The following is a 26,452-nucleotide window of genomic DNA, read 5'->3' on the forward strand; positions in this document are numbered from 1 at the left end:
AGTGTGTAATGACTAAGAAACGAATATCGGGTGCCAAAATTAGATCGGTTCGTAATCGCTTAGGACTCACCCAATTGGAATTTGGCAAACTGATTGGCGATAAGTTCAATAGGGAAAGCACATCTTCGTTTATTGTTAGCTTATGGGAGGAACATGATGCTTTACCTACAACGTTAGAGTTAAAAGCAATTGCTGATTTAGGCCATAAATCTATGGAATGGTTCTTTAACGATTATTCAGATGAAGAGCTATCAGGAAATGAACGCATGTGTAGATTCTGCCATTCGCCATTCCAACCATTTAGCGACCTAAGTAACATGAACATCGTTAAAGAAACCGACATCTTTGGTTACAGCATTTATGCATTTTGCGAGGGAAGTATGATTTGTCCAGATGCTGCTAGGATTTACTACTGTCCGATTTGCGGAAGGAGTTTAGATGACAATGACTAATCGAGAGCACATTGAAAAATTAGGTTTGACTTTGGTTAAGTTGGAAAATGACTGGGATCCTGATAAGGACGAATATAAGCCCAAAGCTATTGGTGGAGCACTGGTTATTCCTGAAAGAAAGGAGCATGGAATGGTTCTTCACAAGGGTGATTACTTGGTATTTAACGGGTATGACTATTGTGGCTTTTTCTATGCGGATGATATCGACAAACTCATCACCACGGTAATTAGGAAGGATGATGAAAATAATGACTAAAGAACAAAAAGATTGTCCTTACTGCAACGATCCTCATATAGAACTTCCTCATATAGAACTGTCTCATATAGACATTATCGGCTCAGGCGTAACTGATGACGGTATGTTTCAAGTGGCCCCAATACTTAAAGGAGAATCAGATAATCTCAAAGTATGGGATCGCGAAGATGGAAGAAGCTATTTAGTTAGAATCAATTACTGCCCGATGTGTGGAAGGAGTTTAGATGACAATGGCAAAAAAACACGAAACTAATCGTCAATGGCTAGAACGTCATCATTGTGTTTTGGCTAAATTAGAAGAGCCATGCATCATTCTGGGGGAACATTTGGAAAAAGGTGACTATGTTGTTCTTTCTTCAAGCGTAACGATATATGAGGCAAAGCGGCATCATGCTTATGCTGGCGTTTCTAGCATTCATGGCTACTTAAAGAATGATGATGTAGACAAGCCGTCACGATATTAGTGAAAGAGGATGAAACCGATGAAACTAACTGAAAAAGAAAAATCAAAAATAGAATTCATTGTTAATTTTTATAATAAATCACTGGAATTGGTCTCTGGCGGTGATGAAGAAGACAAGATGAGTATGAATGAACAATTGGAAAATTTTGAAAAGTGTGATGACGAAAAAATTTTTGAAGCTTGCAAAAAAGCTTTGGATAAAGCTTATAGCGATATTGTCAAATTCCTTAAGGAAAATGGTTTTGTACTTAAAAATCATCTAACGGGGGATGAACACCATGACTAAAAAGGAAGAAATAATTGAACCATCAGATTACGATAAATTAGCTGAATCGATGAAAGTTCAACAAAATAAAGGAGAATTAATCATGGATATGGATTTCTTTTTACAACTGGCAAGTAACGAGATTTGGAAGCATTATTGCACATTTAAGAACAAAGAATCAGGGCTTGCAACTGGGCGTCCATTTGTTATTTGGAGCTGCAAGGCGTTGCAGAATTTCAAAGCTGTTTTGGGAGTTCCGGGTTCGAACAAATGGCTGTTTGAAGTAACGTTCAATGGCGATAAGAATGCTATTTACCTCGACAGTTATGAAAAGACTAAGAATGAAGCAATTTCACTTGAACTTGCAAAAGACCGCAAAATCTTGGAGGACGAAAATGCGTAATAACTTTTTTGGAGACGGAACGCCAGTAACAGGCATGGTTGTTGGTGGGACCATTAGTGCTTTGAGTCAAATTATTTCAGACCAAATTTTAAAAATCGTTTCGCTTGAATCGGAACTGAACGAAAAGAAGCAAGAAAATCGAGAACTCAAGTCCCAATTAACTTTGTTGAAAAACAAGCCGGATAATGCTCAGGAAAGTGAGGATGATACAAATGGACATGGAGAAATGCCCGTCAATGACATTTAAGCAAATTAGTTATTCAGTTGATTTTCAAGAGTTTGAGGATGCTCAGAATTATCTCAACGAAACGATTATGCGATTCAAAAAAGATGGATACACAATTCAAAAGGTGGCTTTAAAGTCTGTTGAGCGGTCGGAATCTGAGAAAGTTGGGTTTAGACCTACATTGATAGCAGGCGAGAGGTCTAAAACTTTTGTTGTTCAGATTAAGGTATGGAGAAAGCCATGAAGAAAGGCGATTGGATAATGATCATTGGATTGTGTTTGCTGGCACTAGCATTAGTGTTGTCGTATTTCTTTGATAACGGATGTAGCGGATGCTTAGGAATAATTTTCCTATTTATTTTATTTGGCTACATCATGGCCTATTCGTGGCTATGGTTTCCAATCATGATAATCGTGGCAGCAATTTATGTAGTTAGTAGAATTATCAAAAATAAGAACTGAATTTCTTACTGTTAAAAGGATGTGATGACTTTGGAGACGATTAAACAACACAATGACCGAATGGCCAGAATCATAAATGGCTATTCTTCAAAGCTTCAAATTTACTTGAACTTCGATAACTTGGAAGGATTTGGAAAGCAGCTAATTAAGATTATTCATTCTAAACCGGAAGAAGCACCGGTTGCAGAAGCGGTGGCCAACATCAAAGCAGTGTTTACTGATTATTTTGATGCCAAGCTGCCAACAACGTCTGATGGATGCCAGGCGTTGCTATCACTAATTAACAATGTTTGTAGAGAAAAGGTTATGGAGCTAACTGGTTCGTTAGTTTAACCAGGAGGGATGATTTAGATGGCAGTAATTTGGGTAGGGCTTAACGTATTATTATTTTCGTTGTTTTTGCTAGTTTTGGTATTTGGATTCGTAATCCACACTTGGTAACACATCCAACTAAAAATCATTATCATGGTAATCGTAATAGTTGGAGTGATTGGACTGAGATTTTGGTTCCTAATGTCTCCGAGTCTTGAGCAGTCATTCATCGACACTTTTGGAAAAACGTTCTTCGATTACGTAAAGTGGCACATGATTCTTAACTAACAAAATGATGATAAGTTTAGATTGGAAGGATGATTAAATGGCAGTTGCATTGCGAAAAATGTATTACATCGAGTTTGTAAATACGCAAGGTGAAACATTAGGTTATTTTCAAATTGATAATGATAGTTATTGCTGGATAAGCGATAATCCATCGATGTTTAATGATCCTGATGTATTAGAACGTTTATATAGGGAAGAATGGGGCAAAAGAAATGCTAAGCCTAATTTTCACGTTAACTTGATGGAAGCGACAGTTATGGATAGTGGAATGATAAAAAAATTACCTAACGTTACTTTTTAATTATGTATAAAAAAAGCCCACCAAGAATGGCAGGCGATACGCACATACGTTTGTATTAGACTACTAAAGTATATCATATCGTCATTGTCGTTAAGGAGGGCTTTGAATGGATTTAATCCCCGAAATTGATCGTGAAGCAACTATCAAAGCAACAAAACGTTTTTTCAAAAAGGTGTGGCCAAGAATAGTCCTCCAGTCAGGTTTATCAGCAATTTCACTTCGTTCTCCTGAAATCACTGACATGCCCTCATCGGCACCAGTTGGGAATTCCAATGAAGAGTTAGTCGTGCGGATGCTTGATTCCCAAACGCAAGTTAAGAACATCATTCGCTGCATGGATTCGCTCGAGACGAAAAAGAAAACTATTCTCAGAGAAGCCTACATCAGTAACATACAAAATTGGAAAATTGCCCAGGAGATTGGTTATAGCTTACCTAGGTATTATCAATTGAAAAATGAAGCTTTAGTTGACTTTGCAGATGCTGCTACTGTTTATGGCTTTGATTTGTTAGTGGAAAAATCATAGTTTTATTAGATTAAAGTTAGAGTTCATTAATATTCACTCATGCAATAATTAGTATTGTAAGAAAAGTGTGGAGCGCTTCTCTTACCATCTTGTTTATATGATGATGGGCTTTTCAAATTTAATCATCATCCGTCGACGGTTCTTATTCTGGTTCGACTCCAGGAGACGGATTTGGGTGTATCGTACCCAGACACTCGTGTCACGAAACCGAAAGCCACGTAAAAATAATGGACTTCAAGGGACGTGGCCGGAAGTTATGCAATCACTCAGGTGGTTGCTTTTTTTGTGTATAAATTTAGTTGGGAGTGATTGCAGTGGAAGAACTAAAAGGATTAATCGTTACTCAAAACAAGAATGCTGCTCAAAGCCTTGCTAAAGAACTGTACATGGCTTTATTGAAAGTCAACCCTGTTGGCAGGTCCGAATTAAATGATGTGTCTTTAAGTAACGACACAATTTCATTTGTTTCCAATCTGGCTAGCCATCCAATTAAATATACTTATTACTTCCTAAGCATTATGTCGGCGTTTCCTGATGGGATGGACTTCTCGTCATTTATCATTACATCTGGAACTTTGATGAAAGCTCCAGAGGATAAACTACTTAACTGTATTACCAGAATAAAAAGAACAATCATTCATGACGCTGATGCGTTTGGACCATTGACTATGTTGCTTCCAGGATTTCCAAGATAGGGGATGACTAAATGCCAAAAGAAGCTAAAGATTGGATAACCCAGCTGTACCGGACTAATCCAAATAAGAACTGTTTAAACTTAATCGGCGACATAATGGAGCAGGTCAGACAGTACCAGGTAACTCCTGGGGATCAGTTAGACATCGTGGGCCAATGGATTATGTCGGACCCAACCAATGTTGCGGTGGACATTGGTTACCTATCAAGCAAGTTTAATGATTAGGAGGATGCTACATGCCTAAAGCAAGAATGTGTCATCATCCTCGATGCCATCACTTAGCATTGATGCCTTATCACTTCTGCAAGCTTCATCAATCAGAGGAAGCAACCTGGGAAGCTAACCGTTCTCGTTGGCTTAATGGACGCAACAAGCAGGATAGATATCAACGTTACAACCAGTATCGCAATCACGATCCAAAGCAGAAGCAGTTCTACAACTTCTACTCATCAAAGCAATGGTTACAGTTAGCATCGATAGTCCGAAGCAAGCAGCATTACATTTGTCAGTATTGCAAAGCACTTGGCATTAACACAATCAATCAGAAGACTGTTGATCACATCGTGCCTCGAAAGGTTAACAGAGCAAAGCAACTAGACGAAGCTAACCTTGCTGTCATCTGTCGTCGTTGCCATGCGATGAAGACTAAGTGGGAACAGGACTACTACGGACTGGCTAGCCAGGACGCATCCGAACCGGTCAAAGAAGTTACAGATGTTAATGAAGTAGCACTAAGAATGCGAGGCATTAATGTTGGGGCATTGAAAAAACACCGTAACAATAGCGCTTGAGAGCTCTAAAAACAATGGAAGCAAAAAACATCCATCCTTTTGCACCAAAGGAAATCCAGCCAAATGAAATAACCCCCCCGGCCTATTTTTGGGTTTCGTGGGAAGCTCACATTGGGCTCAACTCGCATCAAAATTTTGTTTTGATGAAATTTTTTGACATGGTCCTGAGCCGGATTGGTAGATTTTGGCAACGCTGTGTTATGTGTTGTTTTGATTTTGTGAGTGCTTGTTGTTAAGGGGTTCATTGAGAATTCAAGTAGCGTGAAAAAGCCATGGTCTGAAAACAGATTGTGGCTTTTTTTGTCGAAATAATTAGGGCAATTAATTAGCCATTGGAAGGAGTGATGATTATGGCCAAAAATTCTGGCCGGCGTCCTGGTCGACCACGAAAAAATGAAAATGAGTTGCCAATCAAGCCGCCAAAATATTTAAAAGGAGAGGCTTACAATCTCTTTCGCCGGCTTCGGGATCCGTTGACTGAAAATAAGCTGCTTAATAATTTGGACCAGTCATTACTTGAATCGTTCTGTATGCAGTATCAAATTATCCGGGAAAGCTATGCAGTGATCGCAGAGTTTGGGCCGGTCAAAGCAACGACAGAAGTCACAATCATCGACAAAGGTAACTCTGTAAAAAAGATTATTAAGGAAACTGACTTTGATAAAAACCCAGCTGTGACAGCGTTGGGGAATGCTACAAAGGAGTTCCGGCAAATTGCCGATCAGTTAGGTCTTTCACCAAAATCACGTGAAGAGATTTTGAAGAGTGCCAAAAGCGATGACGAAGATGGTAACAAGCCAAAATCTAATATCATCTCGCTGATTAAAGGTAGTGGCACTGATGGTTGATTTAACTCAATCTCATGACGTCATTGGAGCATACAGGGCCAACGATTATTCCGATATTCGGGAACGATACAACGATGCAGCTGTTCAGTATGCATTTGATGTGCTGGATGAAAAACAAATTGCCGGCTATCACATTAGGTTGGCTTGCTTCAGATTCTTACAGGATTTGAAACGGCAAGATGACCCCGACTTCCCGTTTGCTTACGACAAAGAAAAGGCCACCTGGATTAACAACTTTGCAGCATTATGCCCGGAAGCAACTTCCGGAAAGCCAATGAAATTGATGAATTGGCAAAAATTTACGTTCGCACAGATGAATGGTTGGGTTCGTAAGTCTACCGGTACAAGGCGCTTTGTCAAAACGGTTTACTCAATTGCTCGTGACCAGGGAAAAACTTACCTAATGGCCATTCAAATTTGTTATGACTTCCTTTTTGTCGCAGCAGACAAATTTAACCAGGAGATTTTGGCGTCTGCCAATAACTTTGACCAGTCGATGAAGTTGTTCGGCTACGTCAAAATCATGCTACAAAAGTTGATTACGATTCCTGAATTTAAACAGTGGGCCGATGAGGTTGGACTAAAAATTCAATCCAGGACAATTATTCAGACCAAGTTCAACAACAAAATCATTCCTATTTCTCAAGAATCCGGTCGGTTTGATAGTCACCATTTTGTGTTGGCCATTGCAGATGAAATTGGGGAATTGAAGACGTTTGATGGGATTAGCAAAATTACGTCCGGTCAGTCTAAAGTTCCTGATCACATGCTGGTGGAAATTAGTACCTGCTATCAGGATCCAACTGTTCCATTCCATGCAGAACAAGATGGTCTTATTGAGGTCATGGAAAAGGATGATGAACGAGAACTGGACGACCAGCTTTGTTTATTGTGGCAACAGGACAGTCCGGAAGAAATTTATCCGGAAGAAGTTTCGGACTTGGGTTATCGATGCTGGGAAAAAAGTAATCCATTGCTCGGTTTACCAGAGGTTCATGATGTTGCCTTATCCGGATTAATTTCCGGACGAGATGATGCGGTGTTCAACAACAAAGCTGCTGACTACCAGGCAAAGTCGATGAATATCTGGAGCCAATCCAGTGACAAGTCATTCTTAAAGCTACCGGAAATCAATAGCGCAGTTAGTGACAAGCCGTTTGATATCCATGGCCAGCGCGTTTACATCGGAATGGACTTTTCGTTGTCGTCTGATAATACTGCCCTGGCGTTTGTCTATCCGTTTGAAACGGAAGATGGCCAACAAAAATGGTACATCACGCAGCACAGTTTCATTCCCTGGCATGCGGCTGGAAGTATTGAAGCCAAAGAAAAAATCGATGGTATCGAGTATCGAAAATTGGCTCCGGAGTTTTGCACAATTACGAGTGACATCAAAGGGACCATCAACAAAGACCAGGTTTACAGCTGGCTGCTTAATTTTATCCAGGATAACGATCTGCAAGTTGAATTCTTTGGCTACGATGCCATGGGAGTAGATAAGGTGATCCAGCTGCTGGAAGATAACGTACAGTTTCCGCTAGTTCCTGTTAGTCAGCGAACTCAATTTTTGAAGGACCCAACCAAATTTATCCAGGATGCTTTTATCCACGATCAAATTGTGATGCCTAATGATGAGGTACTGATTAAGGCACTATCCAATGCTGTTATTTATGAAGACAAAGTTGGAATTCAGGTAGATAAAAACGCCGGCACGTTAAAAATTGATGTGGACGATGCCCTGGTAAATGCTTTTTATTCGGCCATGTTTGCTTTCGATGATTTTGACGCAAAGGGCGTAACCAAAAAAACAATCATCGATAAGATGTCAGTCGATGACTTGAGAAAATACATTGATGATCCAGACAACGGATTTTTTTAGGAGGAACTATGAAACGAATACTCAAAGCATTTATTGAAAATATTGATTTAGCACTCTTAATAACTGGGAGTGCTTTTTTTATACTCTCAGGCTTTTATTTTGGGAGTCTAGCGGGCTTTCTGACTACTGGAACTATCTGTATTGCATGGGGAGTAATCATTAACGTCTGCGTCAATTCCAGGTGGCCCAATCAGAAGTGATGAAAGGGGGTGATTTAAATGGGATTACTTAACCTTTCCAATTTAGCTAAGGGCATGACAACTCCCCAACCAAACATTCAAGAAGACCCAAAGCAGTTTCTTAATCCGGATTTGGATTTATTCGATGACGCAGCGGTTGCATCTAATAATTTCCTTAAAAATTCTAGCCTGTTTGCGATTTTGAGTTACATCACCAATGACCTGTGTTCCGGAAAATTCATTGTGCCTAATCGTCCGCAGACCCAGAACTTGTTGCAAAATCCGTCGAAGCTAACTTCCGGATCAGCCTTTTGGCAATCGATGTTTATGAACTTGTTAGCGAATGGAGAATCATTTGCATACCGGCAACGTTCTAGCAATCAGCAGGACTATCAGTGGATTCCGTTACGGCAGTCACAGGTTTCAACTTTCGTTCTATCGGATGCTTCGGGCCTTGTTTACAACATTACCTTCGACGAGCCGGAATTGGGACCGCTTCGAAACGTGTCGATGAATGACGTGATTCATTTGAAATTGGTTTCGAACAACGGCGGGCTAACCGGAATTTCACCACTGTTTGCATTAGGCGAAGAAATGACAATTCAGCAAAAATCTAATGCTCTGACTCAGCGAGCCCTGGACCAAGGAAATTCGGTTCATGGAGTCGTTAAGGAAAACAAAGATGGCCTGCTAAATGAAAAGGAAAAAACCTTAAGAGCTCGCAAGCTATCGAAAGATATGCGGGACACCGGGCTAGTAGTCGTTGACAGTTTGGAAGACTTCACTCCGATTGAAATGAAGTCGGATGTGGCCAACCTGTTGAAACAGACCGATTGGACCACTGATCAGTATTGCAAAGTCTACGGCGTGCCACCTTCGTTATTTGGTGGAAAAGGGGACCAGCAAAGCTCGGTAGACATGGAAGCTGACATTTACTCCAGGGCCTTGAATCGATTTAAGAATCAGATCATCAGCGAACTGGAATTTAAATTACAGACCAAGGTTGATTTGGATTTGCGTTCAGTTACGGATCCAGATGGCAGCAAGTATGCCAAAACAATTGCAGACCTAACGCAAAAAAAGGCAATCGATTCAGCGACTGCCATGAAAATGCTTAATTCCAACGGTTTTGTCCCGGACGAATTCATGAATTCCGCACTGAAAGGAGGTGATAACAATGGCAACAACGATTCAAATTAAAGGACCGGTTCTGTCTAATGATCAAGCTGCTTTCTATTCCTGGATTGGACTGGATGAAGATAGCTTTGTCAGCTATTCAGCAATTAAGAATCAACTTGATAACACGTTTGCAGCTGATGATGTTGTGTTGGAAATCAATTCTCCTGGAGGCGATGTAAACGCAGCTTCAGACATCTATTCAGAGCTTCGAAAATGTGCTCAAAACAACAAGAACACGATTATTGCGAATATCACTGGGATGGCGGCTTCGGCCGCCTCTTTTATTGCCATGGCAGCGGATGAAATCAACATGGCGCCTTTATCTAAATTCATGATTCACAAAGCTGGTGCAGAAATCTCAGGAAACTCTGACGACATGGACTATGTTTCGTCCGTTTTAAACCAAACCGACGAACAGTTGGCCGATGTTTACGCAGCGAAAACTGGAATGGATAAAGGAAAGATTTTGAACATGATGGCTCAAGAAACTTACATCTCTGCTACCGAAGCAGTTGATATGGGATTCGCCGACAAAGTGATTTATGAACCGTCTAGCAAATCTGGTAATTCAATCACTAATTTTGCAACCGAGTTCCAAATCACAGCGATGGAAAAGAGAGCTTCTAACTTAAAGCTTCCTAGTCAGGAACAAATCAACAAGTTTAAAGCTCTCCAGGATTCTGAACCGAATGGGAAGCCGGGCAAAGAACCTGAACCGGTTAAACCCAATAATCACAAAAAAACGCCGCGAGAGATTTATCTCGCCAACGCACAGAAATTAAAGGAGACTACTAATGGTAAATAACTTGAAAAAAGCGGGTCTAAACATTAATGATGCGCAAAAAAAATACACCGATTTAAGCAATCAGTTAGCCGAAGCTTACGAAGCTAAAGACAAATTGATGAGTAGTGAAGATGCTTCGGTAACCGATTTGAAAGCAGCGGCTGAGAAAGTTGAAACGTTGCAGGCAAAGGTCGGCATTGCGAAAAGCGATTACGAAACTGCTAAAAATTCACTGGACGACGAAAACAAAATTCCTGTTGATGACAAAGGGAATCCTGCTGGAAATCCAGATAATTCTCAAAAAGCTGTTTTTGGGAGTGATATTTACAATTTAGCTAGAAAGAACTTTGGTCAAATTGTAAATGTGGCCACCGAAAGTGATGACGATACTCTTGCAGTTACAATCCCAGTTGATCAGCAAACTACCATCAACGAGATTCGGAAACAACGGACTGATTTTTCGCAAGAATTTCATCACGAATCGGTTGGCACTTTAACTGGTAGTCGGGTTGTGCAAACAGATACCAACTTAATTCCGCTACAAGATTTAACAGATGGAGAAACAATCAGTCTACAAGACGTTAATAACCTTAAAACGATTTCTTACGCTGTTCATACTTATGCGACTGCCACTAAATTGACTAATAATCTGCTGAATGATTCGAAAGAGAATTTACAGGCTTATGTACTGAAATGGATTGCTTTGTCACAAGTATTAGGTCGTTCACAAGTTTGTCTGAGAGCATTGAATCAATTGTTTGTTGATTCCGTGGACAAAAACGGAAGCACGATTAAAGCGCCTAAATCAATGCTCAAAATTACTAAGCTTGATGATGTGCTCGATTTGGTATTGCCAGGATCCGTTCTTGATGGTGCGGTGACAGCTAGCTCAAAGGCTAAAATTTACGTAACTAATTCCGGATTCCTTAAACTGGCTAAGGTAAAGAACAATAAGGGTGAATACATGCTTCAACCAGATGTAACTAACCCTAGCATTTACCGCTTCGAAGGCAAGGAAATTAAAGCCGTTGAAAATTCTATGTTCAAAGATAAAGAAGGTAATTCTCTCTTCACTAAGTTGCCTAAAAACGCTGAACCAATCATCTTTGGTGACTTGGATTATTCCGGCACTGTCTACGATCGTATGGCCAGCCGAATTGATTTGGACCCGTCACTTGCATTCCTGGACAACGCAAATGTTATTCGATTCATTGACCGGTTCGATTCAAAGGTAATGCAACCGGATGGCTTTGCTATTGGATACTTCAACAACATTGCTGATCAGGTGCCAATGATTTCTACTAACACTTCATCAACGGATGACAACTCAGGGAGCAAGTAATGTTTAATTACCAGCTAGACAACGATGAGACGCTTGAAGAGTTCAAAAACTTCATGAACATTTTAAGCGATAATGATGACTCTATTTGCCGGATGTGTCTTAAAGCAGCCGAATCTTACGTGCAAAATGCAATTGGATTTGAACTACCAAGCTTTTATGCCAAGGGCAGCGATGCTTATGACCTCTACAAGCAAGCCGTCTTTGCTTTTGCTGGTACTAACTTTACCAATCGAATTGCTTACGCTGATTCGGCTCAATATGAATCAAATCTGACTGGAAAATCTTACATTGGGAGTTTACGAGGCATGTATTTAATTGAACTAGAAAACGCCGAAAAGGCAGGTGACAAAGGATGAAAATTCCCAAGTTATCTGCCTTTTGTTATACGGTTCAATTTTATGAATTGGTTGATGATTGCATCGATGAAAACACTGGCCAGAGTAAGCCAATTTCCATGCCTACTTTCAAAGCAAAAGCAGCGCCGTTAAAGCGGAGCCGCGGGATGCAGTGGCGGGCTAACGATTTAAAACTGGGAGACACGGTTGACATCATGGTTCGTCACGATGACCGGATTTCAGAGCAATTGCAGGTTCGCTACGACGGCGAACTATGTAACATCATTAGCTATCAGCCGGATGATTCTTTCAGTTTTGGTGGCTATGACATTCTAACAATCCGGCAGGTCAGTGAAAGGAATTAATCATGGATGATTTAGACGCACAGCTGGCCGAAATGCAGAACATGCTTTCTAAAGTAGTTCCGGACACTGAGAGAAAGACGCAGATTACTCAAGCCGGGGCCAAGGTCTTAAAGTCCAATTTGGAAAAAACGACCAGACAAAAGCATTACCGAAAAGGTGAGCATAAGCATTTGGCCGACAACGTTGTTTCTCAAGCAAAAGATATCGATAACATCAAAAATGGTAATTCAATCGTTGGTTTTAATTACGATAAGACCAGAAAAATCGATTGGGGTGTCCGAGCCATGTTTTTAAACAACGGAACCTCACATCACCTGGTAGGTGATCACTTTGTTGATGAAGTTGTAAATAACTCAAAGGCCGATATTTTTAAGGCAATGGTTGATGAATATCAACACACAGGAGGTGGGAATTAATGCTACTTCCAGTTGTTCAAGTGGCCAACTTGATCAAGTCGTTTGATTTGCCTTGGGTTAACAAGGTGGTTTCTAGTTTGACTGTCCCATCACTTGATGGAACGGACAAAACAACCATCGTTCTTTCTGAGGTGCAAAACACTCCAACTGGTCATGCTAATGATGACTTCAAGGCATGGTTGGCCACTGTTGAAATTCAAATTTATTACAAAAAAGTAGCCAATTTTAACTTGATGGCTGCGGAAAATGACTTAACACACAAATTAACTAAAAAAGGCTGGACGATTGAGCGTTCGGATCCACATGTTACGGATCCGGAATCGCATCAAATCACCCGGGCCTTTTTTGTTAGCAACGTTTTAATTGAAAAGGAGAAGAGTAATGGCTGATAACGAAGCTGTACCAACTACAATTGCTACGCACGGTATTGAACTGTGTATTTTAGCGATCAAAGATAAAAAAGGCCAGGTAATTACTGGACCAAATGGTTTGAGTGAAACGGGCATTTATTTCATTGATGGAAATGAACGAGGAACCACGCAAGCCAACATCACTGGAATCGAACAGAAAGGTCAAGCACAATGGGCTAACGATTCTAAGAAACGAGTTAACTATGGTAGTCCAGAAATTGAAGTTGCATTGACCCTTTTAGATGCGGATGAAGAGCCGATGAATAAGTGCTTGGGTACCTACACAGACTCAACGACTGGCATTACAGTTCGGAGCGGTTCAACTAAGCCGAACGTAGCGATGATTCTTGTTTCCAAAAAATATGATGGGAACAAAAAATATGAATGTTTCGCAAACGGGAACATGATTCTACCAGGTTCCAATCACCAAACTGATAATACGAATCAAACTGCTGCTAACCCGGCCTTCACCTATTCAGCGCTTGCTCCACTTGATAAGGATGTATTCCTGGATGACAAGGGTAACCAGCAATTGATGGGAACTACTACGAACGCAGACCCTAAGTTTGACTTGAAAAAATTATTTGATGTTGTTTTCCCTGGTAACAAGTATGGGACTACGACAGCGAGTAACAGCTAGTCAAACGATTAGCGTACATTACCAGGATACAGATGGGGAAGCCATCGAGGGATTAAGTGACAAGCATATTACTGGCAATCCTGGGGATTCGTATGAAATTAATCGTCCGGATGCTCCAGGTTATGAGTATCAAAAGTCGACAATTCCTTTGAATGGGACAATCACTTCTGATCAGAGCGCAGTAGTAACTTACCAGAAAAAACAATAACTAAAATCAGTCGCCACTGAAATGCACAATTCGGGTAACCGGGCGGCTTTTTTCATTAGGAGGAACTCATGGCCACTTTAAAGTTGAATCTTCAAAACATCGGATTAAAAAACACAATTTCGTTAAAAAAGACGGTGGAAAACCGGAAAAAATTTAGCAAATTAGCTTTAAAAATGAATGATGTTCAGATTGAATCGACCCAGGAACAGCTGAAAGAATTAGACGATGACACTGACGTTAAAATTGCCGAATTAAGGGAAAAATTGGCAAAAACTGATTCACTAGTTGAATCTGTCAAGCTCAAAAAAGAAATCAAACGGATGAACCTTCAACGTGAACTGAATGAGTTGGAAAAGACTCCAGAAGATGCTAAAAAAGCTGAATCATTAATTGATGAAATGAATCAAGGTTTAATTGACGCGCTAGGTTTGTCAGACGAACAAGCTGATGAATTTAACAGCTACGCTCCGTCAACTTTTGAAATTGCACAGGCAGTTAGTTACATTAACAGTCGATTTGCCGGGATGAGCGATGCAGACTTTAAAACAGCTACGAAAGAACAAAGTGGTGCGCCACAAGACCCAAAAGCAAGCTAGCCCGGTTAGTGAAGCAAAGTGTTGATTTACAAAAAGAGATTGCCGACACAAACTACTTTTTCAAGCAGATGTTCGAAAATTTTGGGGTCGTGCCATCTCAAATTGCTAATGAAGACTTTGATGAACTGATGGAAACGCTAGCTGCACAGCCAAAGGAAAAACGGACATTTAGGACTTACGGATACTCAGTCGAAGACAAAACGGATGATGTATCCGCCGGCATTAATTTTTAAAGAAAGGAGGTAAACCATGCAAACATCGTTTCAAATGAACACTAAAATCGCCTTGGATACAGTTGGTGCTGAAGACTCTCTAAAAAGCTTTAATCGGGCCATGCAGACCAACGTTAACGCCATGAAAAATGGAATTGCACAGGCAAACGCCCTGGGCGATGCTTACGGTGCCAATCAGGCCAAAATTGACGGTCTCGGTAACGTTATGACCACTTTGCAAAACAAAATTGAGACCTTGCGAAACAAGCAGGAAGGCTTAGACGTAACAACGAAGTCCGGCGCTGATCAGTATCTAAAATTGCAGACACAGATTGAAAAATCAGAGTCGCAGCTGGCAAAGTATTCTGCCCAGCAAGAAGCTGCTACGCAAAAAAACAATTACTACAAAAGCGGCCTTGAGGAACTACAACGAGGTTACCGTTTATCTAGTCAAGCCTCTGAAGCTCACGTTACTCGGCTTGAAGCTGAGGGTCGTTCTTTAGATGCAACAAAGGCTAAGCTGGAAGGTACCAAGCAGGGTTTGACTAGCTTAACTGAACAGTTGAAAATCCAGGATGCTGAACTGCAAAATGATAAGAATAAGCTAGACGAAGCCCGGGCCAAGTATGATTCATTAAAGTCAACGCTTTCCCAAATGAAATCGGCCGGCCGAGAAAATACGTCAGAGTACAAAGCTCAAGAAGAGCAACTGAACAGGCTTAAATTAAGCCTGGATAAAGCTTCCGAAGCTTACATGGTTCAATCAACTAGAGTGGACAAGACCAAAACCAGCATGGCAGAGGCCAAGTCTGAAATAGGACAATTAAACCATCAAATTAATGAAATAAATCCAAATCCTTTCAAACGTCTAAGTAATGCGATTCAGGAGACTAATGAAAAAGGTCGAGAACATCGGTCTATTTTTAAAGCAGCATTTGCTGCAAACATTGTTTCCAATGCTGTTATTAGTGGCTGGGCTCATTTAACCGGTTCAATTGGTGAAGCAACTAGAGCCGGAATGGAATATGACAAACAGCAGCAGAAAATGGTAGCTGTTTGGACCACGTTAACCGGTCATCGTAAAGATGCACAGGGAATGGTTGAAGATGTAAATAAATTGTCTGTGGCCACCGGTCAATCAGCAGAGCAAACCGACGAACTGGAACAAAAGTTCTACCACTTGCATTCCAGCAAAGACGAAGCCCACGATATGACTAAGGCCATGCTCAACATGGCCGACGCCGTTGGATTGAATGGCCAACAGATCGACGCGGTTTCGCAAGACATGACGAATGCCCTTTCTCGTGGAAAGGCTAGTGCTGGGGAAATTAACCAAATCACCCAATACTTCCCGATGTACCGTGAGGAACTTGCCAAGAGCAAAAACGTTACCGTTCAACAACTTAACGAAATGGTCAAGCAGGGTAAAATTTCTGCTGACGACATGGAAAAAGTTTTTGAAAAACTTGGTAATGTTAAGTACGGCAAGGCTGCAGAAAACATGCTTTCAACAATGCAGGGTGCTGAACGTGTCATTAGAGCTCGGGTTCCAGCATTAATTGGTGCTATTGAAAAACCAATTATGGAATCTAAGAATCCAATGTATCTCGCTGTTTCTAGATGGGTTTCCGATCCAAGAACGGAAGCAGAATTTAAAAAAGTTGGTCAATCAGCAGCAGCTGGAATTAACACCATTACTAAGGCATTTTCAAAGGCGTTTAATGTTAAGGATAGTCAAAAAGCTATGGATAACATGGTTAATGGATTGGCTAAGGGAATAACTAGCATAAGTAATTCGATCGCTGCGCATGCAAAAGACATCAAAGGGTTCTTTGAAGTCTTTAAGGAAACTGGATCCGGAACCTTTAAAGTTCTTATTCAAACATTAAAAGATTTAGCCCCAGTGATTAAAATTGTTGGTGAAGCTGCTAGTGAACATCCTAAAGCGTTCGCTGCTTTTGCAAGTAGTATGATCATCACAAGCAAAGCTTCATCAATAATGAATGCAGCTTTGATGCCAATTGCTGGAACTTTTAGAATGATTTATGGACCATTTGCAGCAGTAAATGGATTATTCAAAGGGTTTAAGGGGATTAAAGTTGCTGAAGACGCCAGCAAAATCACGAAATCATGGGCTAAGGTAGGACCTGCCTTTCGAAGCACTGCAAGTGGTTTTTCAAAAATGGCGAAGTCTGCTACACAAACGGCTGTTTCTGTTGGAAAATCAATGGCATCAATGGCTGTTTCAGTTGTTAAATCATTGGGACGGATGTCAATCGCTTTTGCTACCAATCCATTTGGATTAGCAATCCTGGGGGTCACTGCTTTAGTTACTGCCGTTGTTTTTGCTTACAACAAAATTAAGCCGTTCCGAGACTTCATTAATGGATTGGGACGTGGCATCGTAAAGGTCTTTAAATCAGTCGTTGATTTTTTCAAGCACAATTGGAAAGACATTGGGTTAATTATTCTTAATCCATTCGTCGGTATTCCAAAAATGCTTTATGACAAGGTTAAGCCATTCAGGGATTTTGTTAACACAACAAGGAATCTCATCTTTAGCGGTTTTTCTGCCATCGGGAAATTCTTTGTTAGCTTCTGGAATGGGACATCTAAAGCGTTTAGTTCCGGACTACATTTCGTTGAAAGCATTTGGCATTCCACCTGGACAACGGTTGCTAATGTTGGTAAAGGAATTTGGAACGGTATCACTTCGTTCTTAAGTGGTTTCTGGAATGGCATACGTAATGTTTTTAACTCATCGTTAAGATTTGTTTCTAGCATTTGGACCAATTCATGGAATACCGTGGCCAACATCGGTAAAGGAATTTGGAACGGTATTACTTCATTCCTAGGAGGTTTCTGGAATGGCATCCGTAACATCTTTAATTCGTCATTGAAATTTGTCTCGAGCATTTGGTCAAACACCTGGAATACGGTCTTTAATTTCGGTAAAGGAATTTGGAATGGAATCTCCGGAGCTTTCGATGGATTTATAAAAGGTGTCCGGTCCGTGTGGGATTCAGTTACACACTTCCTGGGTAAAGCTTGGAGTGATACCTGGAACGGAGTAATTAATACCGCTAAGAGTGCCGTGAGAACGGTTGGCCACGTTGTTGCAGACATTGCTAACGGGGTTATCAAGCCGATCAATAAAATGCTAGACAAAATCCGAGATGGGATTAATTGGATCCTGGATAAAGTTGGCGCCCACAAAATCGGTAAGTTTGAAATTCCGATGGTCCGTTATGCCAACGGTACACCGGACACCCACCAGGGCGGCTTGGCCATGGTGAACGATGGACCAGGTTCGAATTTCCGTGAAATGTACAAGCTACCGAATGGCCAAATCGGAATGTTCCCGAACAAGCGCAACATGATTGTTCCACTGCCGGCCGGCACGTCTGTTTTAGATGGTGAACGTTCAGCCAGAATGGCTAAGCTGATGGGCATTCCTACTTACAAAGGTGGAATTGGTGGTTTCTTTAGTGGTCTTTGGGATGGTGCCAAAGACATTGTTGATGATGCCGAGAAAATCATTAAAAACCCAGCTAAATTCATGGAATCAACACTGAGTCATTTCTTAGGTGGTTTCTCATCAAACATCAAGTTGGCCAGTGAAATCATTACGCATTTCCCTGGTAAATTAGCTAGTGAATCGATTAACTGGGTTAAAAAGCTCTTTACCGATTTTGCCGGCGATGGCGGCGGTGGCCGTGGCGCTCCATCAGGACACGGTGTACAACGTTGGCGTGATCAGGTTGTTGCTGCATTAAAGGCTAACGGCCTTTCTAGTAGTGATGGAATGGTCAACAAGGTTCTTCGCCAAATCGCGACTGAATCCAGTGGTAACGAAAAGGCTGTACAAGGTGCAATTGGTGACATCAACAACGTTACTGGAGACTTGGCCAAGGGACTAATGCAAGTTACAGGCTCAACATTCCGTGCAAATGCTTTCCCTGGTCACAACAATCCATTCAATGGTTACGACAGCTTGCTAGCCGGCCTTAACTATGCGAAAAAACGATACGGTAAGGATCTATCGTTCTTGGGTAATGGACATGGTTATGCGAACGGCGGTTACATTAATCAACATCAACTGATTGAAGTGGCCGAGGGCAACATGGGCGAATTCGTCATTCCAACGGATCCAGCCAAACGGCCACGTGCTGAACAGCTGATGGATGAAATTAATGCGCGGTTTGCATCTGATGGGGCATCGCCACATCGGAATGGAAGTAATGGATCCGGAAATGGTCTAGAACAACAAGTCCAGGACTTAAAAGGCATGGTTGCCGACTTGATTAAGTTGCAGCAGCAGACAATCATGGCTGCCAAAGGAACAACAGTTGCGGTTCAAAGCACAGCTGAGGACCCACGGAAACGTTATATCCGTGATGCCAACAACGGGGCCATTGAGGGTTATCAGAATTTGCTAGGAGGTGCTTAATTTGCAACCAGAACTCTATTTGATGATTGACGGCCAACCTGAGTTCAACGTTAAGGATAAGTTGCCGTTTGTAGATTACATGGGCCTTGATTCTGATAATCCAGTAGTGGCTAACAACTACCAGGAGTTCACGGGCCAAGATGGAAGTCTATTTAACAGTTCCGTGATTCAAAAGCGGACGGTTAACTTGAAATTCTATTTTCACATCGATAACTATCCAGATTATCGGAACAAAGCTCATCAGATTAATCAATTCTTTCATCAAAAACGAATTTACCGGATCCGTGACAATTCTGAACCAGCCTTGGTTCAATTCTGCCGGCCGACGACTTTCCCAATTCAGCCGGTTGATAGTGGAAGCCACGATTGCACAATTTCGGTCCCAATGGAAAATCCGACGGGCTACAAGTTCTCCAGGTATGATTCTTTGAATCAAAATGACCTGTGGGATGATTACCCGTTGAGCTGGGATGTCCCAATAATCCAAGCCGAAGATTATCATTTTCAAGATGAATTTAGCTTTCAATTATTGAATCCTGGTGGCGTTCCAGTGGATCCTTACGCAGAACGTCACGATTTAAAAATCTATTTAGATTGGTCCGGCCCGTTAATTTCACTACGCAATTTAACCAATTCTTCTTCATATGCCTTTTATGGCCAGAATGACCATAATCGTCGAATTGTAATTGACGGATGTGAAACGTATCAAGATGGCGCTCAGATTAGTGAGCAGACAGATTTCGGCAGCTTGAAACTTGAACCAGGATTTAACCACATTGTAGTTGGGGGTTGTCGCCATTTTGAGGCTCGTTTTAAGTTTCCGTTTATTTACGTTTGATAGGAGGAATTATGGATATTGCTAAAAAAATTGATAACTCCACCTATACTTTCATTGGATTTGAGCCAGCATGGGGCAAAGGCTCTTGGGGAGCTACTAGCATCATCTGTATCAGCGATGATGGCTTAAATTGGCGGACAGTTGCTAAACTACCGCAACTAGGTGGATTACGTGATCATAGCGTTACCAGGTACAAAGATTCGTTTTATATTGTTGGTACTTTGGCCATTTATCGAACTAAAGATTTTTCTCACTTCGAGCAATTAGCTGCGCCTTTTTACAACAACAATCTAGATTCTAAATGGGCTCCGGATTTATTTCAGGATAAATTTGGAGGTTATCACGTTGTGTTAACAGCTACCCGTAAACATGCCGATATGGGCGAAGGGCATCGGATGGTGTTCATTTTCGATTTAGATTTAGACAAGGGTGTGTTTACCAATCAATGGCAGCGAGTTGCAATTGATTGTGGTAACGACATCGATGCTTCGATTCAATATTTCCAGGGAAAATACTACTGTTTTATGTCTCATGGCCATGTTTATGTATCCGATCATTATTGGGGTCCTTATACTCACTGCAACACTAATTTGCCAGAAACATTTAACGGTAAAATCGGGTATGAAGAAGGCCCCCAAGTTTTAATGACAAATGACCGGCCGTTGTTATTTACGGATAAATTACACACGGATCCTAGCAAAGGGTGGAACCAATCTTATGTAGTCCGGCGTTCAGTAGATGGTTTGACAAAATGGTCTGATGAACAAGAACTAATTTGTGACGCAGGTCAAACACAAATGCGTCACGGTAGTTTCCTTTATCGAGGGCAACCACCAGTTTTACAGGATTATTTTCCAGACGTTGTTAGCAATTCATCGTTAGGAACGAAGGTGAGTTAATGACTGATACCAGATTAATTGTGCAAGGAAATTACTTAGAAAATAATTTAAAGGCCAAACTGTCACAGAGTTGCGTTCAACGCAGCTCTTTTTATATTCAGTGGGAAAAGAATGGGGTGTGGCAACTTCAATTCGTCGCAATGGAAGATGGGTCCACTGCTTATGACTTACTAACCGACCAAGCTAGCATTTGGTATCAGGGCCAAGAATTCATCATTAAACAACTGGCCATCGATTATTCATCCGGTTTTAACACTAAAACTGTGGTGGCCACTCATGTTTTTTCTGAATGCCAATATCTAGTTAAGCGGGATGTTAGACCAGGAGTGTTAACTTATCGGCCGGCCGACATCATGAGTTTTGTCTTCGATGGCAATTCCAATGGATTTACCTGGGACGTTAGAGGAAATTTTGATGGTCAACAAATTGAAAATTTGGGGAACATTAATGGCCAGGACGCATTGAAAAAGATTGTTGAAAAGTGGCCAGATGCGATTATCTATCCTGATAACCGGCATATCGTCATTTATCAGCACGATGAATTTGCGAAAAATCATGGTAATCGGCTTGGCTACATGTACAACGCTGCTGAATTCAAATTTAGTTTTGATAGCACGAATGTTACTAACCAGGTTTGGTGCATTGGCAAGGCGAAAGATAAACCGGATGGGGCTCCGGACAATGCACCGACAGAATATTTTTTTGAACCATTTCTGGTCACACTAGATGACAGTATTCAGCAATGGACGCATGGTCATCCTCACGAAGCTGCGGTTATTAGCGATGATCGTTTTACGGACCCAAATTCAATGCGTCAATACGCAATTAGCAGTTTGAATCCTCATCCAAATTTAGTCGTTGAGGTAACTACGAGGGATCACCGTCAACCGGTTCCCTGCGACATTGTAAGATGCCAGATTCCCGAAAATAACATCAATCTCGACGTTGAAACAGTTAGCTTTACGTTCTACCCCTGGGATGATTCACAAGTTAATCAGGTGACCCTTAATGATAATGCTAGGACCATTTTTGACTACAACAATTCACTGCGGTCTAAATCCTATCTAGATTTAGGCAAATTAAATAGAAAAATGATGAAAGATTTTAAATAGCATTTAAATTGAGGAGGTGTTTTTATGAATTATGATTTTAACCACATCAAAACGGAAGATACCAACGATCTCAGTTACATGTGGATCCCGTTGGCAACAATTGTCGATGGAGTTAGACACGGAGCTTATGGAATCGATGTGCGGGAATACATTGCACGTGGATTTGAAAGCGTAGCAAGCCAAATGACACTGCTTAATGCAGCCGTTGCGAGAGTTAATAGCAAAATTGAAACCGTTGAAAACCAACTAACCGAAGTTGTGGCCGGCCGAACCATTGATGGTGAAGTTAAAAAAGCCAGAGTTGACGTTGAGGGAAACGTTTATAAAGATTTGGGAACACGAATTAATCAGATGGAATTGTCATCTGTTACTTCTGACATTAAAGTCGGGACGTCAGAGTTCGACAAAACCACTTTATGGATTGAAAACATTGACGATCCAGATTCCGAAATTGAATTTGTTGATGTTGGACATGATGAAAATGATCCAGGAATGCCGGTTGGAATCGAAACAATTCAAGCTAAAGATATTGAACTTGATGATTAAAAAAGGAGGACTTTATGGGGTCAGCAAAGAAAGAACTTCGCAACAAAAAAACTGGCGAAGTAATTTTGCCAAAAACAAGTTGGGACATGATTGAGGGGATTCCTGATGATTTGCTAACGTCGGATGACGTGAACATCGGCCAAATGAACACTCAAATTCCTAAACTTGGGAAAAATGTTTACCAAGTAGAAAACTTTTCGAGCCGGGTAATCAAACTAAAGGACTTTGCCGTTTACGTTTTCTCCGGAACATTTGAATGTGATAAAGAATTGTTCACTGATAACTTCCATAAATGGGGAACTCCGGAAGTGGTTTTATTCTATTTACCAGAGGAATTAAAGACTAATTCCAATCACGTGCAGCAAATAATCGTAAGATCTCCTGGACCAATTAGCAGCAGGGGATTTTCTTTTAACGAAATTTTGTTCCGGGAACTTTGGGGAACCATTTCATTTGACGGATTCTTCCGGAACGACAACACGGATCCAAGTAACGACTTTTCGCAGCGAACCAAGTTGGATGTTAGTGCGATTATCATGACGATTTAGAGAAGGAGAAATTTAAATGGAATTTTATGTAAAAATTGACGATTATGGGCGGATGAGCAATGTTTCCAAAACGCCTTTTGATAAGTCGACCGCCGTTGAAGTTAACGACAAATACGCACCTTTTTTTGATAATGAGCATTTAAGTTATTTTCAGTGGCAAAACGGTGAACCAATTTCGGTCGCTTTTCCAATTAATGTTTTGTCGTTGGAGCAAAAGATTATGCAGGAAAAATTGGAAACTTTGAAGAGTAACGATAAAGATTTTTCAACAAATTTCGACCAAGTTCAAGGAACGACTAAATTTCTGATGGAAACGGTTATGAATTTGGTTTCTGAAGTGAAAGACCTAAAAGCAGAATTGAAAAATCAACGTTCTCAATCTGAACAGGAAGACGATAAAGAAGGTGAGAAATAATGGTTATGGAAATTAAAACGTTACGTGATCAGTTGAAAGTAATCTATGATTGGGGCCTTTACACTGACCAGGAAATTGCTGCTCATGTTAAGGACGGATCAATTACTAAAGCTGATTTTAAATTCATTACTGGGAAATCATACGACAAATTTATGAGCGAGATGAATGAAGATGAGTAATTTTGACATTGTTGCTTTAACGTCTGGTCAAGATGATGGCACCAATCAACAACACCAGGTGATGCCACAGACAACGCCTGAAGCAGTAATTGGATTGAAAAAATGGATGGATAACGTAGACAAAACGCTTGAAAGATTCACCGGTAAAGATGCTAACGGAAATGCTTCCAATCTGTTGACTAAAAGTGACTTAACAAATTTTGCCACCAAGGCATACGTTGATGATGCAAAAACATCGGCCAAACAATATGCAGACGTAATTTCTCAAAAAATCAAGAATTTTGGGGTTCAAAAAGTTAAAGATAAAACAGATGCTAATGATCTAACCAAGTTTGGAATTTACGTTAAAACCATGTATGAAACGCTTTCTAACTTGCCACCTTATGACACCATCAACAAAACTGGAGCTCTTATTGTGATTCCGAGCGATACAATCATTTACCAGAAATGGATTAGCTTTGACCTTCAGTGGTATGAATATGCACGCTCCGTTCAAAATAAACCTAATGCTCGATGGGCACTTTGGGCCTACAAAGCATACTAGCTACTAATTTTAGTAGCTTTTTTATTTTGAAAGGAGGTGAAGTCATGCAGATTTTCGGTTTATCGCTTGAGGACCTTGCCTCAATTGTCGGAATCATTGGTGGAGCTGCTACCGTTTTTAGCTGGGCATTCAACAAAATTGTTGTGGATCCGTTAAAAGATGCCATCCACAATCTATCGTCAACAGTTGACCGATTGTCAGACACCAATGAACGACAAAACAAGGAAATTCAGCAAGAGTTGCACGATCATGAGATGCAGTTGCAAGCTCATCAGCTGTCGATTAACAACATCAAGGAAAAGCAGGAAGATTTGGAGGATAAAAATGAGTAATATTTTGCAGTACATTGATTTAGCAGATTTATTGGATCCGACCGTATTGGTTGTTTTCGGGGGAATTATTATTAAGATTATTTCACCGTTCATTAAGGCCAAACATCTGGACCAAAAGGCTACAAACATTTTCAATGCGGCCAAAGTAGCTTGCACGTTTGCAGCTAAGCAGACGGGCCTTGATAATGACCAGAAACGGATGCTAGCTGAAAAACAATTAGTACAATGGGCGGCAGATCATAAAGTTAAATTGAACAAAGAACGTACCGCAGCTACTATCGAATACGCTTACCAATTTTTGAAAAACGGGAGCGTTATTGATATCAAGCAAGACAACCACAACGTTGACCAGGATTCGGGATTGAAAACCGGAATCGTTCAGAGCGGTTCTGCTAATTTACCCAACATGGATCCAAAATTTAAATATCAGATTGAACAAAAACAAGGAGGCAAAAACTAATGGCTGATTTTCCTTTAGTAGTAGATGTAGCTAAGTTTCAAGATAGTTCTGTCGATTTTTTCCAAAGCTTGAAAGACCAGGGCGTCCAATCGGTAATCGTTCAGTTAACCGCTGGCTCAAAAGGGCATCCATATTCCAAGAACCCTAAACGAGCAGAACAAGTAGCCAATGCACGAGCAGTTGGACTTCGGGTCCATGCTTATCATTATTCCTACGCATACGGACACGATGACATGCTGACCGAAGTTGATAACTTCATGGAAGAATTCCGGGACCTCGGTTTTGACCCGAGCAATGATTTTGCTTTCCTGGATGAAGAGGATAATTCAAACAATCCAAATCCAGCCACGGATGATGTTAATACTTGGACGGATGCCGTTTTCAATGCCGGCGTTCGTAATGTAGGTGTTTATTCGATGGCAAGTTGGTTCACGAGTGGACGAATCAACTTCGACGCTTTACACTGTAAATTCCTTTGGGTTGCCAATTACGGAGTTAGCCAACCGGGTGTTGATAACACTTCCGTTTGGCAATTTACTGACAATTTCTTTAATGTAGATTGTTCCTATGACTTCTTCGGAAATCTAACTGGCACACCAATTCCATCTACTGAGGATACTGTTCAACCACAACCAGTACCACAGACAGATTATGCAATTACACCAGAGAACGGGGGCTTCATTGCTAACCAGACAATCAACGTCCGGATGGCACCTACAACATCAGCGCCGGTTACTGGACAACTGGAATCAGGCGATGGGATTGTCTATTACGGTTATGTGCTAAATGAAGGTTTTGTTTGGATTGCATACAAAAACGCTAGCGGACAAGATCGATTCTGCGTCTGCCGTGAACAAGGTGGCCCAGCTTGGGGTACATTTAACTAAATGATACAATTGAATCGGTAACGCGGCATCGTTACTACTACTTACTTATGAAAGACCCGACTACCTAATTGGTGGCCGGGTCTTTTTTTGTTTCGTTTGAAATGCAATTTGAAACGCAAATGTAGAGAATGCTACAGAACAGCAGAAATAGAAAAAGGAGAATGACTAATGTCATCCTCCTTTTAATTTGCTTTGTTTTTGCCGACTTTTTGCCGACTTTTTTTATCAAAGCATGCAACTTAATGGAAATGTAGAAAATGTAAAATGCCTTTATAGCAGTGTTTTGAGACTGTATGGCACTAAATGAAAATACTTAATGGAGTCGGCGGGATTTGAACCCGCGTCCGAATATGTCGCCACTTGAACATCTACACTCATAGGTTGATTATTTAAATTTCACTTTTCATCGC

Annotated in this window: 39 protein-coding genes and 1 other RNA gene; 39 read left to right on the top strand and 1 reads right to left on the bottom strand. The window is 40.9% G+C overall.

Annotated elements, in window-relative coordinates; genetic code table 11:
• The first annotated feature begins 8 nt into the window (after positions 1 to 8).
• The 39 genes from M3M35_RS07155 to M3M35_RS07340 all read left to right on the top strand — a co-directional run bounded on the left by M3M35_RS07155 (position 9) and on the right by M3M35_RS07340 (position 26,042).
• Positions 9 to 452, top strand: coding sequence for a helix-turn-helix domain-containing protein (locus M3M35_RS07155; protein ID WP_252749954.1), 444 nt, complete (start codon positions 9 to 11; stop codon positions 450 to 452).
• Complete coding sequence (locus M3M35_RS07160) at positions 439 to 708, top strand: hypothetical protein (RefSeq protein WP_252749955.1); 270 nt, start codon at positions 439 to 441, stop codon at positions 706 to 708. Before M3M35_RS07155 ends, M3M35_RS07160 begins: the two co-directional genes overlap by 14 nt.
• A complete protein-coding gene (locus M3M35_RS07165; RefSeq protein WP_252749956.1) occupies positions 701 to 961 on the top strand; it encodes a hypothetical protein in 261 nt (86 codons plus the stop codon). Before M3M35_RS07160 ends, M3M35_RS07165 begins: the two co-directional genes overlap by 8 nt.
• Positions 939 to 1,172 carry a hypothetical protein gene (locus M3M35_RS07170; RefSeq protein WP_252749957.1) on the top strand — a complete coding sequence of 78 codons (234 nt, stop codon included), beginning with the start codon at positions 939 to 941 and terminating at the stop codon, positions 1,170 to 1,172. Before M3M35_RS07165 ends, M3M35_RS07170 begins: the two co-directional genes overlap by 23 nt.
• Before the next feature lie 18 nt (positions 1,173 to 1,190).
• Positions 1,191 to 1,457, top strand: a complete 267-nt coding sequence (locus M3M35_RS07175; protein WP_252749958.1) for a hypothetical protein — start codon at positions 1,191 to 1,193, stop codon at positions 1,455 to 1,457.
• Positions 1,450 to 1,839 (top strand): DUF6275 family protein, encoded by a 390-nt coding sequence (locus M3M35_RS07180; RefSeq protein WP_252749959.1) that lies wholly within the window; start codon positions 1,450 to 1,452, stop codon positions 1,837 to 1,839. The genes M3M35_RS07175 and M3M35_RS07180 overlap by 8 nt, the downstream gene beginning before the upstream one ends.
• Complete coding sequence (locus M3M35_RS07185) at positions 1,832 to 2,086, top strand: bZIP transcription factor (protein WP_252749960.1); 255 nt, start codon at positions 1,832 to 1,834, stop codon at positions 2,084 to 2,086. Before M3M35_RS07180 ends, M3M35_RS07185 begins: the two co-directional genes overlap by 8 nt.
• Positions 2,076 to 2,309, top strand: coding sequence for a hypothetical protein (locus M3M35_RS07190; RefSeq protein WP_252749961.1), 234 nt, complete (start codon positions 2,076 to 2,078; stop codon positions 2,307 to 2,309). The genes M3M35_RS07185 and M3M35_RS07190 overlap by 11 nt, the downstream gene beginning before the upstream one ends.
• Positions 2,310 to 2,557: 248 nt before the next feature.
• Positions 2,558 to 2,860, top strand: a complete 303-nt coding sequence (locus M3M35_RS07195) for a hypothetical protein (RefSeq protein ID WP_252749962.1) — start codon at positions 2,558 to 2,560, stop codon at positions 2,858 to 2,860.
• A gap of 304 nt (positions 2,861 to 3,164) precedes the next feature.
• A complete protein-coding gene (locus M3M35_RS07200; protein WP_252749963.1) occupies positions 3,165 to 3,428 on the top strand; it encodes a hypothetical protein in 264 nt (87 codons plus the stop codon).
• A 106-nt stretch (positions 3,429 to 3,534) separates the two neighbouring features.
• A complete protein-coding gene (locus tag M3M35_RS07205; RefSeq protein WP_252749964.1) occupies positions 3,535 to 3,954 on the top strand; it encodes an ArpU family phage packaging/lysis transcriptional regulator in 420 nt (139 codons plus the stop codon).
• 314 nt (positions 3,955 to 4,268) lie between these two features.
• Positions 4,269 to 4,649, top strand: coding sequence for a hypothetical protein (locus M3M35_RS07210; RefSeq protein ID WP_252749965.1), 381 nt, complete (start codon positions 4,269 to 4,271; stop codon positions 4,647 to 4,649).
• 11 nt (positions 4,650 to 4,660) lie between these two features.
• Complete coding sequence (locus M3M35_RS07215; protein WP_252749966.1) at positions 4,661 to 4,873, top strand: hypothetical protein; 213 nt, start codon at positions 4,661 to 4,663, stop codon at positions 4,871 to 4,873.
• Between the two features lie 11 nt (positions 4,874 to 4,884).
• Complete coding sequence (locus M3M35_RS07220; protein ID WP_252749967.1) at positions 4,885 to 5,439, top strand: HNH endonuclease; 555 nt, start codon at positions 4,885 to 4,887, stop codon at positions 5,437 to 5,439.
• Positions 5,440 to 5,789: 350 nt separating this feature from the next.
• Positions 5,790 to 6,287 (top strand): phage terminase small subunit P27 family, encoded by a 498-nt coding sequence (locus tag M3M35_RS07225; protein WP_252749968.1) that lies wholly within the window; start codon positions 5,790 to 5,792, stop codon positions 6,285 to 6,287.
• On the top strand, positions 6,280 to 8,166 hold the full coding sequence (locus tag M3M35_RS07230) for a terminase TerL endonuclease subunit (RefSeq protein WP_252749969.1): 1,887 nt from the start codon (positions 6,280 to 6,282) through the stop codon (positions 8,164 to 8,166). The genes M3M35_RS07225 and M3M35_RS07230 overlap by 8 nt, the downstream gene beginning before the upstream one ends.
• A 218-nt stretch (positions 8,167 to 8,384) precedes the next feature.
• Positions 8,385 to 9,545, top strand: coding sequence for a phage portal protein (locus M3M35_RS07235; protein WP_252749970.1), 1,161 nt, complete (start codon positions 8,385 to 8,387; stop codon positions 9,543 to 9,545).
• Positions 9,523 to 10,329, top strand: coding sequence for a head maturation protease, ClpP-related (locus M3M35_RS07240; RefSeq protein ID WP_252749971.1), 807 nt, complete (start codon positions 9,523 to 9,525; stop codon positions 10,327 to 10,329). Before M3M35_RS07235 ends, M3M35_RS07240 begins: the two co-directional genes overlap by 23 nt.
• Positions 10,319 to 11,650: a phage major capsid protein gene (locus M3M35_RS07245; RefSeq protein ID WP_252749972.1), complete on the top strand. Its 1,332-nt coding sequence runs from the start codon at positions 10,319 to 10,321 to the stop codon at positions 11,648 to 11,650. The genes M3M35_RS07240 and M3M35_RS07245 overlap by 11 nt, the downstream gene beginning before the upstream one ends.
• Positions 11,650 to 12,006 (top strand): head-tail connector protein, encoded by a 357-nt coding sequence (locus M3M35_RS07250; protein WP_252749973.1) that lies wholly within the window; start codon positions 11,650 to 11,652, stop codon positions 12,004 to 12,006. Before M3M35_RS07245 ends, M3M35_RS07250 begins: the two co-directional genes overlap by 1 nt.
• Complete coding sequence (locus M3M35_RS07255; RefSeq protein WP_252749974.1) at positions 12,003 to 12,350, top strand: phage head closure protein; 348 nt, start codon at positions 12,003 to 12,005, stop codon at positions 12,348 to 12,350. Before M3M35_RS07250 ends, M3M35_RS07255 begins: the two co-directional genes overlap by 4 nt.
• Before the next feature lie 2 nt (positions 12,351 to 12,352).
• On the top strand, positions 12,353 to 12,766 hold the full coding sequence (locus M3M35_RS07260) for an HK97-gp10 family putative phage morphogenesis protein (RefSeq protein WP_252749975.1): 414 nt from the start codon (positions 12,353 to 12,355) through the stop codon (positions 12,764 to 12,766).
• Entirely contained in the window at positions 12,766 to 13,155 is a 390-nt protein-coding gene (locus M3M35_RS07265; protein ID WP_252749976.1) for a DUF806 family protein, read from the top strand. The genes M3M35_RS07260 and M3M35_RS07265 overlap by 1 nt, the downstream gene beginning before the upstream one ends.
• Positions 13,148 to 13,816: a phage tail protein gene (locus M3M35_RS07270; protein ID WP_252749977.1), complete on the top strand. Its 669-nt coding sequence runs from the start codon at positions 13,148 to 13,150 to the stop codon at positions 13,814 to 13,816. The genes M3M35_RS07265 and M3M35_RS07270 overlap by 8 nt, the downstream gene beginning before the upstream one ends.
• Positions 13,788 to 14,024, top strand: a complete 237-nt coding sequence (locus M3M35_RS07405) for a MucBP domain-containing protein (protein ID WP_420842383.1) — start codon at positions 13,788 to 13,790, stop codon at positions 14,022 to 14,024. Before M3M35_RS07270 ends, M3M35_RS07405 begins: the two co-directional genes overlap by 29 nt.
• A 68-nt stretch (positions 14,025 to 14,092) precedes the next feature.
• A complete protein-coding gene (locus tag M3M35_RS07275; RefSeq protein ID WP_252749978.1) occupies positions 14,093 to 14,620 on the top strand; it encodes a phage tail assembly chaperone in 528 nt (175 codons plus the stop codon).
• A gap of 8 nt (positions 14,621 to 14,628) precedes the next feature.
• Positions 14,629 to 14,853 (top strand): hypothetical protein, encoded by a 225-nt coding sequence (locus M3M35_RS07280; RefSeq protein WP_252749979.1) that lies wholly within the window; start codon positions 14,629 to 14,631, stop codon positions 14,851 to 14,853.
• 16 nt (positions 14,854 to 14,869) lie between these two features.
• On the top strand, positions 14,870 to 19,282 hold the full coding sequence (locus M3M35_RS07285) for a tape measure protein (RefSeq protein ID WP_252749980.1): 4,413 nt from the start codon (positions 14,870 to 14,872) through the stop codon (positions 19,280 to 19,282).
• 1 nt (position 19,283) lies between these two features.
• Entirely contained in the window at positions 19,284 to 20,120 is an 837-nt protein-coding gene (locus M3M35_RS07290; protein ID WP_252749981.1) for a phage tail domain-containing protein, read from the top strand.
• A gap of 11 nt (positions 20,121 to 20,131) precedes the next feature.
• Positions 20,132 to 21,019, top strand: coding sequence for a family 43 glycosylhydrolase (locus M3M35_RS07295; RefSeq protein ID WP_252749982.1), 888 nt, complete (start codon positions 20,132 to 20,134; stop codon positions 21,017 to 21,019).
• The gene (locus M3M35_RS07300) at positions 21,019 to 22,131 is read left to right on the top strand and encodes a phage tail protein (protein ID WP_252749983.1); all 1,113 of its coding nucleotides are present in this window, start codon (positions 21,019 to 21,021) and stop codon (positions 22,129 to 22,131) included. Before M3M35_RS07295 ends, M3M35_RS07300 begins: the two co-directional genes overlap by 1 nt.
• A gap of 24 nt (positions 22,132 to 22,155) precedes the next feature.
• Positions 22,156 to 22,677 (top strand): hypothetical protein, encoded by a 522-nt coding sequence (locus tag M3M35_RS07305; RefSeq protein ID WP_252749984.1) that lies wholly within the window; start codon positions 22,156 to 22,158, stop codon positions 22,675 to 22,677.
• Positions 22,678 to 22,691: 14 nt separating this feature from the next.
• Positions 22,692 to 23,225 (top strand): hypothetical protein, encoded by a 534-nt coding sequence (locus M3M35_RS07310; RefSeq protein ID WP_252749985.1) that lies wholly within the window; start codon positions 22,692 to 22,694, stop codon positions 23,223 to 23,225.
• A 16-nt stretch (positions 23,226 to 23,241) separates the two neighbouring features.
• Positions 23,242 to 23,640, top strand: a complete 399-nt coding sequence (locus M3M35_RS07315) for a hypothetical protein (RefSeq protein ID WP_252749986.1) — start codon at positions 23,242 to 23,244, stop codon at positions 23,638 to 23,640.
• Complete coding sequence (locus M3M35_RS07320) at positions 23,640 to 23,819, top strand: XkdX family protein (RefSeq protein ID WP_252749987.1); 180 nt, start codon at positions 23,640 to 23,642, stop codon at positions 23,817 to 23,819. The genes M3M35_RS07315 and M3M35_RS07320 overlap by 1 nt, the downstream gene beginning before the upstream one ends.
• On the top strand, positions 23,806 to 24,363 hold the full coding sequence (locus M3M35_RS07325) for a hypothetical protein (protein ID WP_252749988.1): 558 nt from the start codon (positions 23,806 to 23,808) through the stop codon (positions 24,361 to 24,363). Before M3M35_RS07320 ends, M3M35_RS07325 begins: the two co-directional genes overlap by 14 nt.
• 44 nt (positions 24,364 to 24,407) lie before the next feature.
• Positions 24,408 to 24,695, top strand: a complete 288-nt coding sequence (locus tag M3M35_RS07330) for a hypothetical protein (protein WP_252749989.1) — start codon at positions 24,408 to 24,410, stop codon at positions 24,693 to 24,695.
• Positions 24,688 to 25,155 carry a phage holin, LLH family gene (locus tag M3M35_RS07335; RefSeq protein WP_252749990.1) on the top strand — a complete coding sequence of 156 codons (468 nt, stop codon included), beginning with the start codon at positions 24,688 to 24,690 and terminating at the stop codon, positions 25,153 to 25,155. The genes M3M35_RS07330 and M3M35_RS07335 overlap by 8 nt, the downstream gene beginning before the upstream one ends.
• Positions 25,155 to 26,042, top strand: coding sequence for a GH25 family lysozyme (locus M3M35_RS07340; RefSeq protein ID WP_252749991.1), 888 nt, complete (start codon positions 25,155 to 25,157; stop codon positions 26,040 to 26,042). Before M3M35_RS07335 ends, M3M35_RS07340 begins: the two co-directional genes overlap by 1 nt.
• Before the next feature lie 314 nt (positions 26,043 to 26,356).
• On the opposite strand, the gene ssrA is transcribed toward M3M35_RS07340, so the two are convergent.
• Positions 26,357 to 26,452: a transfer-messenger RNA gene (gene ssrA, locus M3M35_RS07345) on the bottom strand; the annotation flags it as partial.

The organism is Fructilactobacillus myrtifloralis (assembly GCF_024029335.1).
GTDB classification, from domain to species: domain Bacteria; phylum Bacillota; class Bacilli; order Lactobacillales; family Lactobacillaceae; genus Fructilactobacillus; species Fructilactobacillus myrtifloralis.

Coding starts and splice junctions, on each gene's coding strand:
- M3M35_RS07155 (WP_252749954.1), top strand. CDS start 9: ATGACTAAGAAACGAATATCGGGTGCCAAAATTAGATCGGTTCGTAAT.
- M3M35_RS07160 (WP_252749955.1), top strand. CDS start 439: ATGACAATGACTAATCGAGAGCACATTGAAAAATTAGGTTTGACTTTG.
- M3M35_RS07165 (WP_252749956.1), top strand. CDS start 701: ATGACTAAAGAACAAAAAGATTGTCCTTACTGCAACGATCCTCATATA.
- M3M35_RS07170 (WP_252749957.1), top strand. CDS start 939: ATGGCAAAAAAACACGAAACTAATCGTCAATGGCTAGAACGTCATCAT.
- M3M35_RS07175 (WP_252749958.1), top strand. CDS start 1,191: ATGAAACTAACTGAAAAAGAAAAATCAAAAATAGAATTCATTGTTAAT.
- M3M35_RS07180 (WP_252749959.1), top strand. CDS start 1,450: ATGACTAAAAAGGAAGAAATAATTGAACCATCAGATTACGATAAATTA.
- M3M35_RS07185 (WP_252749960.1), top strand. CDS start 1,832: ATGCGTAATAACTTTTTTGGAGACGGAACGCCAGTAACAGGCATGGTT.
- M3M35_RS07190 (WP_252749961.1), top strand. CDS start 2,076: ATGACATTTAAGCAAATTAGTTATTCAGTTGATTTTCAAGAGTTTGAG.
- M3M35_RS07200 (WP_252749963.1), top strand. CDS start 3,165: ATGGCAGTTGCATTGCGAAAAATGTATTACATCGAGTTTGTAAATACG.
- M3M35_RS07205 (WP_252749964.1), top strand. CDS start 3,535: ATGGATTTAATCCCCGAAATTGATCGTGAAGCAACTATCAAAGCAACA.
- M3M35_RS07215 (WP_252749966.1), top strand. CDS start 4,661: ATGCCAAAAGAAGCTAAAGATTGGATAACCCAGCTGTACCGGACTAAT.
- M3M35_RS07220 (WP_252749967.1), top strand. CDS start 4,885: ATGCCTAAAGCAAGAATGTGTCATCATCCTCGATGCCATCACTTAGCA.
- M3M35_RS07225 (WP_252749968.1), top strand. CDS start 5,790: ATGGCCAAAAATTCTGGCCGGCGTCCTGGTCGACCACGAAAAAATGAA.
- M3M35_RS07230 (WP_252749969.1), top strand. CDS start 6,280: ATGGTTGATTTAACTCAATCTCATGACGTCATTGGAGCATACAGGGCC.
- M3M35_RS07235 (WP_252749970.1), top strand. CDS start 8,385: ATGGGATTACTTAACCTTTCCAATTTAGCTAAGGGCATGACAACTCCC.
- M3M35_RS07240 (WP_252749971.1), top strand. CDS start 9,523: ATGGCAACAACGATTCAAATTAAAGGACCGGTTCTGTCTAATGATCAA.
- M3M35_RS07245 (WP_252749972.1), top strand. CDS start 10,319: ATGGTAAATAACTTGAAAAAAGCGGGTCTAAACATTAATGATGCGCAA.
- M3M35_RS07250 (WP_252749973.1), top strand. CDS start 11,650: ATGTTTAATTACCAGCTAGACAACGATGAGACGCTTGAAGAGTTCAAA.
- M3M35_RS07255 (WP_252749974.1), top strand. CDS start 12,003: ATGAAAATTCCCAAGTTATCTGCCTTTTGTTATACGGTTCAATTTTAT.
- M3M35_RS07260 (WP_252749975.1), top strand. CDS start 12,353: ATGGATGATTTAGACGCACAGCTGGCCGAAATGCAGAACATGCTTTCT.
- M3M35_RS07265 (WP_252749976.1), top strand. CDS start 12,766: ATGCTACTTCCAGTTGTTCAAGTGGCCAACTTGATCAAGTCGTTTGAT.
- M3M35_RS07270 (WP_252749977.1), top strand. CDS start 13,148: ATGGCTGATAACGAAGCTGTACCAACTACAATTGCTACGCACGGTATT.
- M3M35_RS07405 (WP_420842383.1), top strand. CDS start 13,788: ATGGGACTACGACAGCGAGTAACAGCTAGTCAAACGATTAGCGTACAT.
- M3M35_RS07275 (WP_252749978.1), top strand. CDS start 14,093: ATGGCCACTTTAAAGTTGAATCTTCAAAACATCGGATTAAAAAACACA.
- M3M35_RS07285 (WP_252749980.1), top strand. CDS start 14,870: ATGCAAACATCGTTTCAAATGAACACTAAAATCGCCTTGGATACAGTT.
- M3M35_RS07295 (WP_252749982.1), top strand. CDS start 20,132: ATGGATATTGCTAAAAAAATTGATAACTCCACCTATACTTTCATTGGA.
- M3M35_RS07300 (WP_252749983.1), top strand. CDS start 21,019: ATGACTGATACCAGATTAATTGTGCAAGGAAATTACTTAGAAAATAAT.
- M3M35_RS07305 (WP_252749984.1), top strand. CDS start 22,156: ATGAATTATGATTTTAACCACATCAAAACGGAAGATACCAACGATCTC.
- M3M35_RS07310 (WP_252749985.1), top strand. CDS start 22,692: ATGGGGTCAGCAAAGAAAGAACTTCGCAACAAAAAAACTGGCGAAGTA.
- M3M35_RS07315 (WP_252749986.1), top strand. CDS start 23,242: ATGGAATTTTATGTAAAAATTGACGATTATGGGCGGATGAGCAATGTT.
- M3M35_RS07320 (WP_252749987.1), top strand. CDS start 23,640: ATGGTTATGGAAATTAAAACGTTACGTGATCAGTTGAAAGTAATCTAT.
- M3M35_RS07325 (WP_252749988.1), top strand. CDS start 23,806: ATGAAGATGAGTAATTTTGACATTGTTGCTTTAACGTCTGGTCAAGAT.
- M3M35_RS07330 (WP_252749989.1), top strand. CDS start 24,408: ATGCAGATTTTCGGTTTATCGCTTGAGGACCTTGCCTCAATTGTCGGA.
- M3M35_RS07335 (WP_252749990.1), top strand. CDS start 24,688: ATGAGTAATATTTTGCAGTACATTGATTTAGCAGATTTATTGGATCCG.
- M3M35_RS07340 (WP_252749991.1), top strand. CDS start 25,155: ATGGCTGATTTTCCTTTAGTAGTAGATGTAGCTAAGTTTCAAGATAGT.